The sequence below is a fragment of the Comamonas kerstersii genome (genome assembly GCF_002056725.1).
GTDB classification, from domain to species: domain Bacteria; phylum Pseudomonadota; class Gammaproteobacteria; order Burkholderiales; family Burkholderiaceae_C; genus Comamonas; species Comamonas kerstersii.
Genome location: NZ_CP020121.1, coordinates 3,082,013 through 3,096,451, shown reverse-complemented (window position 1 = coordinate 3,096,451; position 14,439 = coordinate 3,082,013). Strand labels below are relative to the sequence as shown.

7 protein-coding genes and 1 pseudogene are annotated in these 14,439 nt (G+C 65.2%); 4 read left to right on the top strand and 4 right to left on the bottom strand.

The annotated features are described in order from the left end of the window. The first annotated feature begins 6 nt into the window (after nt 1-6). From B5M06_RS17530 to B5M06_RS14520, 4 genes and pseudogenes are all read left to right on the top strand, one after another. Nucleotides 7-285, top strand: coding sequence for a DUF6127 family protein (locus B5M06_RS17530; RefSeq protein WP_080025279.1), 279 nt, complete (start codon nt 7-9; stop codon nt 283-285). Continuing rightward, the gene (locus B5M06_RS14530) at nt 282-509 is read left to right on the top strand and encodes a DUF7940 domain-containing protein (protein ID WP_054066618.1); all 228 of its coding nucleotides are present in this window, start codon (nt 282-284) and stop codon (nt 507-509) included. Before B5M06_RS17530 ends, B5M06_RS14530 begins: the two co-directional genes overlap by 4 nt. After that, nucleotides 506-1,015 (top strand): lysozyme, encoded by a 510-nt coding sequence (locus B5M06_RS14525; protein ID WP_054066617.1) that lies wholly within the window; start codon nt 506-508, stop codon nt 1,013-1,015. The genes B5M06_RS14530 and B5M06_RS14525 overlap by 4 nt, the downstream gene beginning before the upstream one ends. Continuing rightward, nucleotides 1,012-1,272, top strand: a pseudogene (locus tag B5M06_RS14520) (hypothetical protein); the annotation flags it as partial. The gene B5M06_RS14525 and the pseudogene B5M06_RS14520, both read left to right, overlap by 4 nt. On the opposite strand, the gene B5M06_RS14515 reads toward B5M06_RS14520, so the two are convergent. Genes B5M06_RS14515 through B5M06_RS14500 form a run of 4 tightly spaced genes read right to left on the bottom strand, consistent with a single transcriptional unit; the run spans nt 1,266 to nt 14,438 of the window. Continuing rightward, nucleotides 1,266-1,796, bottom strand: coding sequence for a phenylacetate--CoA ligase family protein (locus B5M06_RS14515; RefSeq protein ID WP_054066616.1), 531 nt, complete (start codon nt 1,794-1,796; stop codon nt 1,266-1,268). The pseudogene B5M06_RS14520 and the gene B5M06_RS14515 sit on opposite strands and share 7 nt — an antisense overlap. Next, nucleotides 1,793-3,157 (bottom strand): HlyD family type I secretion periplasmic adaptor subunit, encoded by a 1,365-nt coding sequence (locus tag B5M06_RS14510; RefSeq protein WP_054066615.1) that lies wholly within the window; start codon nt 3,155-3,157, stop codon nt 1,793-1,795. The genes B5M06_RS14515 and B5M06_RS14510 overlap by 4 nt, the downstream gene beginning before the upstream one ends. Next, nucleotides 3,145-4,401, bottom strand: a complete 1,257-nt coding sequence (locus B5M06_RS14505; RefSeq protein WP_054066614.1) for a glycosyltransferase — start codon at nt 4,399-4,401, stop codon at nt 3,145-3,147. Before B5M06_RS14505 ends, B5M06_RS14510 begins: the two co-directional genes overlap by 13 nt. Beyond that, nucleotides 4,386-14,438, bottom strand: coding sequence for a calcium-binding protein (locus B5M06_RS14500; RefSeq protein WP_080025278.1), 10,053 nt, complete (start codon nt 14,436-14,438; stop codon nt 4,386-4,388). Before B5M06_RS14500 ends, B5M06_RS14505 begins: the two co-directional genes overlap by 16 nt. Between the last annotated feature and the right edge of the window lies 1 nt (nt 14,439).

Genomic DNA, 14,439 nt, shown 5'->3' with positions numbered 1-14,439 from the left:
GAGAACATGCTCCTCTTGCGCCGCGAGGACTTTGACGATCTGCTCGACCGGGCTGCCGAACGCGGAGCCGAGCGTTGCCTTGCCTTGCCTTGCCTTGCCCATCTCGGGCTGGAGAACGGCAGTGCCGCGAAGGACATCCGCGAACTGCGCGATCTGCTGGAAGCGTGGCGAGATGCCCGCCGCACGGCGTGGCAGACCACCATCAAGGTCGTAACCACCGGCATCCTGGCCGCGCTGCTGGTGGGGGCCGCCATCAAATTGAAACTGATGGGAGGCGTGCAATGACTGCCAAGCCGAAGATCTGCCTTCTGGACGACTGGCAGCGCGTGTTGCGACGGGCCTGGAGCATCCGCTTCTCGCTGCTGGCCGCTGCCTTCACGGCGGCGGAAGTCGTGGTGCCGCTGTTCGGGGACGTACTACCGCGCGGCGCGTTCGTGCTGCTGGCCTTTGCCGCCAGCATCGGCGCAACCGTAGCTCGCATCGTGGCTCAGCCGGAGATGCACCGATGACCCGGCCACCATCACAAGCGATGCGCAGGACGGTGGCCGGACTGACGCTGTCCGCTGCCGCCCTAGTTGGCATCGTGCTGCACGAGGGCTACACCGACCGTGCAGTGATCCCCGTCAAGGGCGATGTACCGACCATTGGTTTCGGCACCACCACTGGGGTGAAGCTGGGCGACACCACCACGCCGCCAAAGGCGCTGGCTCGGGCACTTACCGACGTGCAGCAATTCGAGGGGGCGCTCAAGCAATGCGTGACCGTGCCCCTGGCCCAGCACGCGTACGACGCGCTGGTGAGCTTTTCCTACAACGTCGGCAGCCGCGCGTTCTGCCAGTCCAAGCTGGTTAGAAAACTCAACGCCGAGGACTACGCGGGAGCCTGCGCCGAGCTGCTGCGCTGGCGCTTCTTCCAGGGCAAGGACTGCGCGCTGCCCACCAACGCGCGGCTGTGCGGTGGGCTCGCTACACGGCGAGAAGCCGAATACCGGCAGTGCATCGGGGAGGCATCGTGAGCGTGATTCCGTGGCCGTACCGGCTGCTGGCCCTGGCAGCGCTCGGCGTCGCCCTAGTCGGCTTTGGCTGGATCAAGGGTGCGAGCCACGTCCAAGCGCAATGGGATGCCGCCATCCAGCAACAAGCCCTACAGACCGTCGCCGTCCGCGAACGACAGGCGCAAGCCATCGTCAAGGTCGTCACCCAGTACGTCGACCGCATCCGCGTCGTCAGAGCGAAGGGCGACACCATCATCAAGGAGGTTCCCGTCTATGTGCCCGGCTTGGTTTCATCCACTGGCTGCGGGAACTGGCGGATGATGGCCATGGTCGCCGAGAGATCGCGCCGGTGCCAGAGATGATCGCGCAAGGTCGCCGTCTGCCAGAGCAATTGGGTGAGCGCCGTGCGCCGTACCGTGACGGGTTCAGTGGTGGAGCCGCCCGTCGCGATGTCGAAGGTCTTGCCGTGGGCGCGTGGATAGGTGGTGGCCCGTAGGCCATCGGCCTGCGTTTGCAGATCGGTGCGCGTCAGCAACGGAATCTCGTGCCAACGGGCCAGGTCGTTGGGTAGGCGCTCGCGATAGAAGGCGCAGTGGCGGCGCGCGTGGTCGAGCAGCGCACCCAGCTGCCGATCCTGTCGTTCCCGCAGCGCCTCGGATGACATCCACTGGGTGCTTTCCATCTGGAACAGCAAGGCCAGCACGGCGGCATCGCGTGCTCCCACCACGGCAGGCCAGCGGATGCCGTGTACCTGGCTGGACAGTGCCTCCGTCAGTGACGACGGCCGTCGGGCATTGCTCATCGCTCTCGACCGGCCTCGTGCCAGGCTTTTTTCACGGGTGAGAGCAGGTACTCCGCCACCGTACGGTCGCCCAGCAGGATTTCCGCCGTGGTCTGCATGCCCACCGACAAGGGATACTGCACCCCATCCATCTCCAGCGCGTTTGCGTCGAGCGCCACCAGGGCTTTGTAGCGCAGCGGCCGCTGGCCGCCCGCCAGCCCCTGGTCTCGGGCTTCTTCCTCGCTCTGGGCATCGGCACTCACGTGCTCGACGGTGCCCTGTCCCATGCCGTACTTCTGGAAGGGATAGGTGGCGAACTTGAGCTTGACCGTCAGTCCCGGCCGCACGAAGCCGATGTCCTCGTTGGAGACCCAGACCTCGGCCTTGAGCTTTTCTTCGCGAGGCACGAGGCTGGCCAGCACGGTACCCGGCTGCACCACGGTGCCGGCGGTGTGGGTGGCCAGGTCCTTGATCACCCCGTCCTGCGGGGCTTTGAGTTCCAGCAGCGCGCGCCGGTGCTGCTGCTTCTCCAGTTCCTTGGCCAGCTTGTCGATTTGTGCCCGCGCCTCATTGCGCTCGGCGTGCAGCTGCCGCAGATAGTCCGCCTCGATCTGCTTGAGTTTTTTGAGCGACTGGTCGATGCTGGCCTGGGCGGAGGCGATCAGGTGCTTTTGCGTCTTCAGCTCCTGTTCCTTTTCGATGCGCTCGCGGCGCTTGTCCGAGCCCGTCAAGGTTCCGGCAAAGCCGTCTTTGACCAGCTTCTCGTAGGCCTTGTCCTGCTCGCGGTAGTGGGGCAGCACCGATTCCAGTCTCTCCTTCTGCTGGCGGGCGGCGGCCAGCTCCTGCTGCGCCTTGGCCAGGCGGCTGCGTTCCTCGGCCAAGGCGGCGGCCAGGGCATCGCGGTTGGCCTGGTATTGGGCGGCGGTCTCGCGCAACAGCGCCGCCGGTGCCTGAACGTCCGGCTCAAAGGGCTTGCCGGTGAGCTCCGCATCAATGCGGGCCAGTTGAAGTTGCTTGCGGGCGTATTCGGCGGCGATGGCCTCGAGATCCGCCTCGGTGATCAGCGCATCCATGCGCATGAGCACCTGACCGGCACGCACCGTCTCGCCCTCGCGCACCAGGATGTCCTTGACGATGCCCGCTTCCGAGGGCTGCACGATCTTGAGATAGCTGGCGGGCACGAGTTTGCCGTCGGCCACTGCCACGATGTCCAGCCGTCCCAGCAACGCCCAGACGATGAGAAAGGCGACCAGCGCCAGGATGGCCCACAGCACCCGCCGCCCCTGCGGATTGGGCGCGCGGTGTTGCAAACGGACGAGCGGAGGATGGAAATCCAGCGGGTCGCTGTGGGCCTGCTGGAGGAGGGATTTCAATGCAAGCATGCCGGGGGACTCTCTTGTGGTTCTGGGGTCTTGCGGGTACGGTCAGTGTTCCAGCCTTCAAGCATCGCGCGCTCGATGGCGAACAGGCTTTGTTCGATGGCCTCGCTGGGCGAGTAATCGGCATGACGATCCCGGAACGCGCGGGCGGCCTGCCGATACGTCGGGTTGCCGAGCAGTTCCTGCAATGATGTGGTGACGCTGTCCACATCGATGCGGCCACTGAGCAACTTGCCCGCACCCAGTTCCTCCACCCGATGCGCAAAAAGTGTCTGCTCGACATGCCGAGGCCGCATCGCCAAGGGCACGCCTGCGAGCAGTGCCTGGGTCGAGAAGCCACTGTTGCCGTAGCCGAGCGCCAGATCGGCATGTGGAAGCAAAAGAGACAGATCGATCGATGCGAGTGCAATGCGCAAACGCCGCGTCGCGCACCGTTTCGCTGCCTCGGGGCGTATCCCGGGCACGATGCACAGCACCTCTGCATCCAACCGGGCGAGCGCCTGCAAGATCGATTCGAAGCCCGGTACAGCAGGACGCAGGTAGGCCAGTACCCTGCAACCCTCGCGGTTTTGCCAGCCAACACGCAAGGCTTGGGGCACCGAGACGATGGGCCCGACATAGCGCCCATCCGGCCGCGCGCCGTAGTGGTCGAGTTCGGCAAAAGTGTCCAGGATGTCGTGGGCACCAAACAAGTCGCGCATACGCACTGCGCTTGCATGGCCCAGTGCTTTCTGCGCGGCCTCCAGCACCCGGTCGAGCCTTTCCTCGGCAGCCATGAGCGCCTGATCGGACACCGCCTCCCAGGGCCGGATCGACGGCCAGGGAGAAACAGCCGGAGGGATCGCAAAGCCGTTGCCGATGGACAGATGGGGAATATTGGCAAGCCGTGCCGCCAGCAAGGCCGTCGGCGCATGGTCGGCGACCAGCACGTCAGGCTGGGCCAAGGTCAAAATCCCCCGCCAGGCGTTGAGCCGAGCGACCACGTCCTGCGCTTCGGCAAAACCGCTGACGCGCAGCACATCGGCGTAGTTCACTGGTGGGCTGCTGCCCGTGCCCGCCTGTGGGGTCAGGGGCGCGGGCAGCACGGTGATGCCGGGTGCCGGGCGCTGTCCGGCGGGTAGCCGCACGTCCTTGAGCGCCAGGGTCACCCCGTGCCCGCGGGCCATGAGCCCTTGCGCCAGCCGCAGGCACCGGGCGAGGTGACCGAAGGCCTCGCCCAGCTCCCACGCGATCAGAACGCGCGGCATGGGGGGCAGCAGCGCAAGGCCGTGACGCCTTCCTTCAGGCCGGCAAAGCCCTTGAGCTGGGTGCCGGCGGCCAGCCCCACGGCGTCGCCATGGGTGCGCAGCATCGCCGCGTTGCCAGAGAGCAGCCCCACCAGCCCCGAGAGGTCGGCACCCTGGCCCTTGCCCAGCCACTGCGCCGCCCCTTGCCGTTCGGCATCGAGCCTGTTCAATGCCTGCAGCAGGTGCTGCCAGTGGGCTTCGACCGCCTGGCTGTTGCTCGGGGACGGTGCCTGCCCTTGGGAGGGCACGGATGGCGACAGCCAGCGATCGAACCATCCGGCATCCAGGCTGGGCAAAGGATTTTGGTTCACCGCCTTGGCATCGGCCTTGAAGCCATCGAGGAAGCGCTCGAGCAGGTCATCCTGCTTGCCCTTGCTGCCGCCGGGATTGCCGGGCCCGGTGCCCGCGCCGTCATTGATGTTGGCGCTGTGTCCGGGCGGCGGTGCGTCCGCGCCGTTGCCCACGCCTTCGTTGCCCTTGCTGGCGGCGGGTAGCACCGTCTTGTTGCCGACGCTGATGCGGAACACGTCGGAGGCCGTCGAGCACACCCCATGGCCGTCGCTGGCCACCACCTTGACGTCGATGGCGGCGGTCGAACCTGTAGGCGCCGTGCCGCTGAACGTCTGCGTGGCGGCGTCGAACTTGAGCCAACTGGGCAGCGGCTTGCCGTTGGACAGGGTGGCCGCGTAGCTCAGCGTGTCGTTGCGGTCGGCGTCACGGAAGCTGCCTGCGGGCATCTGCCATGAGAAGGCCTTGCCCTTGGCGAGTTGCACATCACTCAGGCAGCGAACCAGATCGGGCATGTCGTTGGTGCCCTGTACGGTCACCGTCAATGCGCCGTTGCTACGCTGCGTGCCGTCACTGGCCAGGTAATTGAAGGTCTCCGTGACCGTCTCGCCCGCACCCAAGCCCTGCACCTTGGACGAGCAATCGTCGAGCACGTAGGCGTAGGTGCCATTGGACAGCAGGGTCAGCACGCCGTATTCGCCGCGCCGGATACCGGGGTCGGCCACGCGCAGGCGCTTGCCTTCCGGATCGCGGTCGTTGGCGAGCACATTGCCCCAGGCCAGCAGCTTGCGATCTTCGATGACGGTTGCCGTATCCGGCGCCGTGACCGGTGCCTGGTTGCCGCCGCCCGATTCGACCACCAGGGTGAAGCTCTGGCTGGCCGAAGCACCCGCCAGGTCGGTGGCGGTGACCCGCAGGACGTAGTTGCCCGCCGTGGCTGGGGTGCCGCTGAAGCTGCCGGTGGCGGCATCGAAGGTGAGCCACCCGGGCAGGGCACTGCCGTCGGCAAGCGTGGCCGAGTAGCTCAGCACATCGCCCGCATCGACATCGACAAAAGCGCCCTCGGGCAGTTGCCAGCGGGTGGGCTGACCGACGCGGCCGCTCTGGTTGCCAAGCAACACGCCCACCTCGGGCGCGTCGTTGACATTGGCCACCTCGATGGCGAAGGTCTGGCTGACTTGTGCTCCGGCCAAGTCCGTTGCAGTCAGGCGTACGGAGACGCTGCCCACATCGCCGTTGGCCGGGGTGCCCGAGAACGTACCGGTCTGGGCGTCGAAGCTCAGCCAATCGGGCAGTGGATCGCCGTTGGCCAGCGTGGCCGTGTAGGCGAGCTCATCGCCTATGTCGACATCACGGAAGCTGCCAGCAGGCAGCGTGAAGCTGAAGGCGCTGTCTTCCAGGGCGCGCAGGTCGGACAGGGGCGTGCCGACTTCGGGGGCGTCATTGGTGTTTTGCACCGTGACATGGAAACTGTGCAAACTTGATGCGCCCAGGGCGTCCATGCCTTGCACGATGACGTCAAATTCACCCACGTCGTCGTTGTCCGGCGTACCGAACAAGGTGCGCGTGGCCGCGTCGTACTGCAGCCAGTCCGGCAGCGTCGTGTAACCCGAAACCGTCACCCGCGTCAGGATATCGTCGCCATCGGCGTCGATGAACAGGTCGTCGGGCAGCACCAGACTGAAGGCAGCATCTTCGAGCGCCACCTGATCGTCGATGGGGTTAGCAACTTCCGGCGCGCGGTTCATGAACTCACGCAGCGTGACGGCGGTGCCGTCGGCGAACTCGAAGGTGTCGATCACCGTGCCGCCCGATGCGCCATCCGGGGCGTAGTTGCTCACCCGCACCACGTCGCCGCCCGAGCCGTAATGGATGAGCAAGTCATCGCCGTCTACTTCCAGCCGCACGTCTTCGCGGGCGATGCCTTCGCCGAAAGTGAGCACATTGCCGACACCCGCATCGAGGTCATCTTCGATGATGTCTTCGCCATCACCCAGATTGACCACGTAGGCGTCACGCTGGGCACCGCCACGCAAGACATCGTTACCCAAGCCGCCGGTGAGCACGTCCTCGCCATCACCAGATTCCATGACATCGTCGCCGTCGTAGCCGTAGAGGCGGTCGCCGACGTTGGTGCCTTCCAGCGCGTTACCCGCATTGTCGCCCTCGACCACGAAAGTCCAGGACACAAGGGTGGCGTAATCCACCGCCGTGCCGTCGGCGAACTCGAAGCGTTCCACTGCGTGGGTGCCGAGCACGTCCTGCGGGTTGAAACCGGTCAGGCGCACCAAGTCTCCGTCGTCCCCGTAGGGAATGAGCAGGACGTGGCCGCCGTTGCCGTCCGCCTCGAAACGCAGGTTGTTGCGTAGCGCATTCGGATCGATGCCGGGGCCGAAGCGCAGCACGTTGCCCGCATCTTGTTCCGCCACGTCGTCGATCGTGACGATGCCGTCGCCTAGCTGCACCACATAGGTGTCGTTGCCGCCTTCACCCGCCAACCAATCATCGCCTGGCGTGGCTTCGATCAGGTCATTGCCGTCGCCGCCCCGGACGCGGTCCGTGAGCGTGGTTCCCTTGAGAGCGTCGGCGTCGATCGTGCCAACGATGTCGAAACCGCGCGCGAGCAGTTCCTCGTAGCCGATCTCGTCGCCGTCGATACCGAAGCGGAAACGCTCCACGGCACGCGGCCCCAACGGGTCCTGCGGGTCGAAGCCCGACAGACGCACACGGTTGCCGGTGTTGTCGAGATCGAGGGTCAGGAAGCCTTCGGCATCAAAAGACAGGCGTACGTCATCGAGCGTCGTGCCCTCGGGCAGCACCAGCGTGTTGGGTGTATCGCCGTCTTCGCTGTCGATGATGGTGTCCGTGCCGCCATCGGCGTCGATGAGGTAGAGGTCCCCGCCCGCGCCGCCTCTCAGGGTGTCGTCCGCCCCGCGACCCTCGATCCAGTCGGCGAGTGCCGTGCCGGTTAGCTCGTCGTCGTTGGGTGTGCCGATGATGCGCACGCCACGTGCCAGCAGGTCGTCGAACGACAGGTTGACACCCAACCAGGGCAGACTGATTTCCGAAACCGGCGCCTGCATACCCTCTGCGCGCGGGTCGAATCCGGCAAAGCGGATGGCATCGCCTTCCTGGTTCAGGCGCAGCAGCAGGTCGCGTCCGTCGAATTCCAGGCGCAGGTCGTCGGCGTTGATTTCGCCGGTGATCTCGATGCGGTTCGTGTCCTGTTCGCGCCAGGTCTCGGCAATCAGCGTCTCGGTCGGGCGAGTGCCCCAGTCCTTGTGGATACGGTAGGTGTCCGAGCCTGCGCCACCCACAAGGCGATCCGCGCCGCCTTGGCCATTGAGCACGTCATCGCCGTCGCCGCCGATCAGCGTGTCGGCAAACGGCGTACCGTCGAGCCAACCGCCTTCATCACCGGCCATTTCGGTCTTGCCCGTGGGTTCGATGCTCTCGGCCACGATCTCGGTGCCATCGGCAAAGCGGATGATGTCCACCGAGCGGGTCTGCGTGGCCCGGTTCGGCTCGAAGCCCTTCAGGATTACCCGGTCGCCGGGCTGGTTGGCGAACTCGATCACCAGATCGCCATTCTGCTGCGAATAGCGCAGGTCTTCGGGGCGAATGCCGGGGCCGAAGGTGAGGATGTTGGGCGCATCGTCGACGATGGCGCCGCCGTACCACCAGCCGCCTTCGCCGCCTTCGCCGCCTTCGCCGCCTTCGCCGCCGTCCCAGCCGCCGCCATAGCCCCCTTCACCGCCATCCCAGGCGGCCGCACGAGCGAGTTCGTCACCATAAGCCCATTCGCCACCGTAACCGCCTTCACCGCCGCCGTAGCCCCAGTTGAGCACACGGTGGTCGTCGTCGATGATCACTTCACCGTGGCCAGGCTGATACACGTAGGTGTCGCCACCCCATTCGCCGAAGAGTTCGTCGCGGCCCGTGCCGCCGGTGAGCGTGTCCGCGCCCCAGCCGCCGTAGATCACATCGTTCCCGTCGCCGCCGTCGAGCACGTCATCGCCGTCGCCGCCGTGAATCAGGTCGTTGCCCTCACCGCCGAGGATCGTGTCATTGCCAGCCAGACCCAGCGCGATGTCGTTGCCCGCGCCCGCGTCCAGCGTGTCGCCATCGGCGGTGCCGTAGAGCACGTCGTCGCCGTCGGTCGGGGTGTTGTTGGCGAGATTGGCCGAGACGAACAGGTCGCCGGACTGCGCATAGGCCACGGCCTCCAGTCCGCCCGCCGGGGCCACCGTGCCGGTCAACTCAAAGCCCGTGCCCTCAAAAGCCAGCGGCGCATCCATCGTTGCCGACAGCAAAGCGCCTGTGTTGGCCTGCAGCCAACCCGCAAGGTCGAACACGCGCGTCTTCCCGTCGGCATCGATGAACTGGATGCGCTCCAGATCGCCCGGCAGATTGTCGATGCGGGTGTTCTCCAGCGTGATCGAGCCGCCCGCACCGCCTTCGATCAGCAATACCACCCGTCCGTCGGGGTCCAAGGCGGCGGAAAGCATCGCAGGCAGAACCGTGGCACCGAAGGACAGCGTGTCCGTGCCTTCGCCGGTGGTCAGCCGGTCATGGCCGTCGCCGTGGTTGAAGACGACCACATCGTCGCCCGCGCCGGTGTCGATGCGGTCATCGCCCGCCTCACCAGCGACCAGATCGTCGCCGGCACCCGAGTACACGTTGTCGTTGCCGCTGCCAGCCGAGACGATGTCATTGCCGGCAGCCAGGTAGACGTTGTCGTCGTTGCCGCGTGCCTGGACGGTGACCGACTGGCCGGTGTAGTCGTTAATGACGTCATCGGCCTGGCTGCCGAGGATCGTGGTCGGGTCGCCCCAATAGCGCTGCTGCCAGCCCATCTTGCCGCCATCGGCGCGGGCGATCACGTCGGAGAGCGTCCATTCGGTGCCATCGCCGAAGCGGAAACGCTGAATGGCGCCACGCCCCAGGTCATCCCCGTTCTCGGTGCGCACGACCAGCGCGTCGTTGCCACCGATGCCAATGACCAGGTTGGTGTAGCCGACATCACCCGCCTGGCCGCCCCAACTCGCATCCCCCAACTGCACCGACACGTCCTCGGGCCGGATGCCCGGCGCGAAGACCACGGTGTCGTTGGCCACCGCCAGGCTCGCGCCCATGGCGTTGTCCAGCCCTGTGCCCGGAGCCACGATGTAGGTGTTGTTACCCGCGCCGCCGTAGAGCGAGTCGCGGTCGGCGCCGCCATCCAGTGTGTCATCACCGGCTTCGCCGAAGAGCTGGTCGCGCCCCGCGCCGCCAGTGAGCACGTCGTTGCCCTCGCGACCATAGATCACGCTGTCCTTCTCGGTGCCCGCCAACGTATCCTCGTCCGGCGAGCCGTAGAGGATTTCCGCGCCTTCGCTGACATTGAGCTTGGCCAGCACATCGTTCACGTTCAGACTTGCGCCGTTGTCGAAGTCGAAGCGGTCGATGCGTTGCCAACTGTTGAGCCATTCCTTGATGCGCACCGCGTCGCCCGACGCGGTGACGGTGGCGATCAGGTCGTTGCCGTCGCGGCTGAATGTGATGTCGTTCTGGCCAATGCCGGGCTTGAACAGCACGCGGCCATAGTTGTCGGCAATGGTGTCTTGGCCATCGCCGGCACCGAAGCGGTAGGTGTCATAACCGCCCAGGTCTTGGAACTGGTCGTTTCCGGCGCCGCCATCCAGCGTGTCGTCCTGGTAACCGCCAACGATCGCGTCATCACCCGATGTGGCGGCCAGCGCCCGTGCCGCCAGTTCGGTGCGATCCCACACCGTGCCGTCGGCAAAGCGCAGTTGCTCGATCCCTCGCTCGGTAGACCACGTGTCGGCCTGCCCGCGCACGGTGAGTTGGCTGCCATCCGGCAGGGTGACGGCCATGTCGCCTTGCAACGTCCAGCGCACGGTGACATCGGCGGGGGTGATGCCTGCCTCCAGCTCCACCGTGTCCGTGCCAGCGGTGTAGCCTTCGTTGATTACATCCTGCCCGTCGCCCAGCGTGACGCGGTAGGTGTCGGAACCCGCACCGCCTTCCAGCATGTCATCACCGGTACCGCCGATCAGCAGGTCATCGCCCGCGCCGCCGATCAAGATGTCGTTGCCGTCGCCGCCAAAGAGTTCGTCATTGCCCGCGCCGCCCACGATCACGTCATCGCGCCCATTGAAGCCGCGCAATTCATCATCACCGGCCTCGCCCAGCAGACTGCGGGATTTGATCGCCTCCATATCCCACACCGTGCCATCGGAAAAAACGATTTCCTCCACCGCGAAGCGGTTGCTCTCGTTGAAATGGTTCTTGACGATGAGCGTCTCGCCGGTGTCGCGGATGGTGATCTTCAGGTCATCGCTGACCTGCCAGCCGTTGACCGTGCGCACCCGCTCCAGCCGCACATCGGAGGGCAGCACACCCGCCTTGAGCTCGATGCGGTCGGTCTCATTTTGCTGCCAGGAATCCTCGATGATCGTGTCGTGCCCATCGCCCCGACCGAAGCGGTAGGTGTCGCCTTCACCGTTCCCGTCGTAGACCTGATTACCCCAGCCAATGACACCGCCGCCGCGCAGCACATCGTTGCCCGCGCCGCCGTCCAGAATATCCCGGCCCGCGCCGCCGAGCAGCACGTCATCCCCGCCCTGGCCGGTCAGCACATCCGCCGCCCTTGAGCCGATGATGGTTTCTGCATCTTCGCTGCCGGCAAAGAGAATGGCCTGCACGTCGGCAAACGACAGCACCGTGCCGTCGGCAAAGGCAATCCGTTCGATCAACCACGGGCCGTTCTGCCCGCGCCAGTCTTCATCGAAATACTGCTTGAGCGTCACCCGGTCGCCGCTATCGCGAATGGCCAGCACCAGATCGTTGCCGCTGCGGATGAGCTTCACGTCCGATGGCAGAACGCCTTCCTTGAAACGCAAGGTATCGCTGTTGCCGGCGGTGGTGTCGCCATCGATCACCGTGTCTTGGCCGTCTCCACGACCAAAGAGATAGGTGTCGTCGCCGTTGGCGGCGATGGATGGCGTGGTATTGCGCTCGACCCGATAGCTGCCGTTCTCGTATATCCAGTTCCAGCCGGTGGAGCCGATCAAGAGATCATTGCCCGCACCGCCATCGATCACGTCGTTACCGCCGTTACCGATCAGCGTGTCATTGCCCGCCTGGCCGGCGATCGCGTCCCCGGCGCTGGAGCCGTGGATCACGTCGTCGCCCTCGGTGCTCGCGGCCACGGTGGCGCGCAGCGCATCGTCGTGGCTCCACACCGTGCCGTCGTCGAAGACGTACTGGCCGACGCCGTTCTGGCCCCACCAGTAGCCGCCGCGCGGCACGGACAGCGTCTCGCCCGTATCGACAATGGTGAAGACGAGGTTGTCGGCGTAGTCGGCGGTGACCCGGATGTCCGCTGGATTCAGACCCAGCAAGCGCACGGTGTCGCGCTGCACGCCGTTCTCGGCGATGTCAACGATGGTGTCGTTGCCGTAGCCGCGCCCGAAGACGTAGGTGTCGGCCCCGGATTCGCCGTAGAGCAGGTCGTCGCCCGCGCCGCCGGAGATCAGGTCGTCACCGGCCCCACCGTAGATGCGATCATCGCCGCCCTGGCCGAACAGACGGTCGTTGCCGTTGTAGCCATAGAGGGTGTCGTTGCCGTCGCCCGCCAGCACGATGTCGGCCTTGTCGGTGAGTCCCGTCACGTCATCGCCACCGGTGAGCGTGCGCACCTTGAATTCATCGAGCAGGGCCGCGATGCCCGCCGTCTGCGGTAGGGTTTCGACGAGGTTGTCGAAGTCGGCAAGGCCCTGCCAGTTGGTGCCAGCAAGGAACGCACCGGCGTATCGGTCCAGATCGAGCAGGTCGGCCAGATAGTTCTCGGGATCGGTTGCTTTTTTCTCTGCCAGTTTCTGGTTTAGTGCCGCAGCATCCAGCCGGATACCGTCGTTGTCGATGACGAGTTCGATCTGGTCGAGGTACGGTTTCAGTCGCGTTTGCATCACCAGGCTGGCGTAAACGCTTTCCTTCAGGCTGTCGTAGGCTTGTTGCAGCAGGTCGAGTTGCGCCGTCGAGAAATTGAGTTTCAGGGTCGGCACGCTGTAGGTCATGGCAATACCGCCACTATTCTGGGTGCTGCCGGGCGTGGTGGTAACGGTCATCCCCCAGTTGGCGTTGCTGGTCTGGCTTTTTTGTGTCGGCAGGTTGAAGAAATACTGGCCGTTGAAGGCCTCGAGCGCGTGCAGTTTCTGGTTCCAGCTGTCGATGAGCTCGCGGTAGTGCGCGCTGAGGTAGCTCGCGCCAATGTCAGTCGATAGCGCGCCGGTCATACCCTCAAAGGTCAGCGGGCCTGCCGTCTGGGCAGCGACGAAACCGACGCTGTCAATGTGGTCGGAGCGCCGGTCGTTGCCGAAGGCTTCGTACTGGATGATGTATTGGCCCTGGGCGCGCGCATCCAGGTTTTTTGCCATACCGGAGGTATCGGCCCAGGCAGTGAGCAGCTGGTCGATCAAGGCCTTTTGCTCGGCGCGGGTGGCGGCGTTCTGAAACTGGGCGAGAACACCGGCGAGGCTGCTGGATTGGGCGGCGGCCTGCTGCAATTCGCGCACGTTGCCCGCGCCCTGCATGTTGGGCAGTACCCTGAGCGCTTCGGGGACTTCGATCTCTTCGGCGAAGCGGGTGTCGAAGGTGTCGATGGCGAGTTTGAATTCGCCCATGACGGACGTTGAGCCGTCGGCACGGGTGAATGTCCCTTCGCGGGCGAGCGTGTTGCCGTTGGCGAGGTTCTGGTTCTTGAGGGTGTGGGCGAGGTTGAGGCTGACGATGCCGGCGTCGGCCAGCGAAACGAGTTCGCCGCCTTGCGAGACGCCGTCTTGCGAAATATCGCGCCAGAGCTTCAATTCTGCGAAGGCGGGGTCGGTGGCGTCGATCACGCCGTCGCCATTCGCATCCAATGCGGCGAGGGCTGCAAATCCATTCGGGGCGAGGGTGCCGTTGGGCAGTACGGTGAAGTCGCCGAACAACTCCGCGCCGGTGTCGATGGTGCCGTTACCGTTTCTGTCCCACACCAGCAGGGCGTCGTTCGCACCCGCCCAGCCGGTGAGGGTCAGGACGCCGTCGCCGTCGTGGTCGAAATAGACGTTGCTGGCGAGTCCCACCGTCTCCAAGCCGTCGCCGTCGAGGTCGAGGATGATGGGGTCGCGGGGCCAGACCCAGTTTTTAGCCGAGTCGAAGAAATTCGAGTATCCCCGATCGCGGGGACGCATTCCTTCAGGTAGAAACAGATTCAGGAATTCGTTGGCAGCCTTGTTCAAAAGATCGATCAAGGACTGTTGCAGCGGCTGGCCGTTCTGCACGAGTTGCTGTGCTGCAGAGGCGGCGATAGCGATGCCGGTCAGAGCAACTTTTTGTGGCGAGGGTGGCATCAATCCAGCGATCGTGCCCGCAGCACCACCCAATATACCGAGTGAGGCTGCCAAAGCATCTCCAGGTGACTGAGCGTTTTGCAATGCGTTCAGATTCATCACGGTCTGCGTCACGGCCGTTGCAGGAGCAACGCCAATACCCAGTCCTTGGGCAAAAGCACCAAAGCTACCCGTTGATGCCATGGCTGCCGCCCCTGCAGCTACCGCAGCGCCAAACGAAGCCTGGTTGGCTGGTGTACTCAGACCGCCTTGGTACGCTCCATATGCGTCGCCTGCTGCAGCCGCTACTTCTCCCGCCGTCACGATACCGCTCATA

Bases quoted from the DNA above. Each gene is read 5' to 3' on its own strand.
- B5M06_RS14530 (WP_054066618.1), top strand. From the start codon at position 282: ATGACTGCCAAGCCGAAGATCTGCCTTCTGGACGACTGGCAGCGCGTG.
- B5M06_RS14500 (WP_080025278.1), bottom strand. From the start codon at position 14,438: ATGAGCGGTATCGTGACGGCGGGAGAAGTAGCGGCTGCAGCAGGCGAC.
- B5M06_RS14515 (WP_054066616.1), bottom strand. From the start codon at position 1,796: ATGAGCAATGCCCGACGGCCGTCGTCACTGACGGAGGCACTGTCCAGC.
- B5M06_RS14525 (WP_054066617.1), top strand. From the start codon at position 506: ATGACCCGGCCACCATCACAAGCGATGCGCAGGACGGTGGCCGGACTG.
- B5M06_RS17530 (WP_080025279.1), top strand. From the start codon at position 7: ATGCTCCTCTTGCGCCGCGAGGACTTTGACGATCTGCTCGACCGGGCT.
- B5M06_RS14510 (WP_054066615.1), bottom strand. From the start codon at position 3,157: ATGCTTGCATTGAAATCCCTCCTCCAGCAGGCCCACAGCGACCCGCTG.
- B5M06_RS14505 (WP_054066614.1), bottom strand. From the start codon at position 4,401: ATGCCGCGCGTTCTGATCGCGTGGGAGCTGGGCGAGGCCTTCGGTCAC.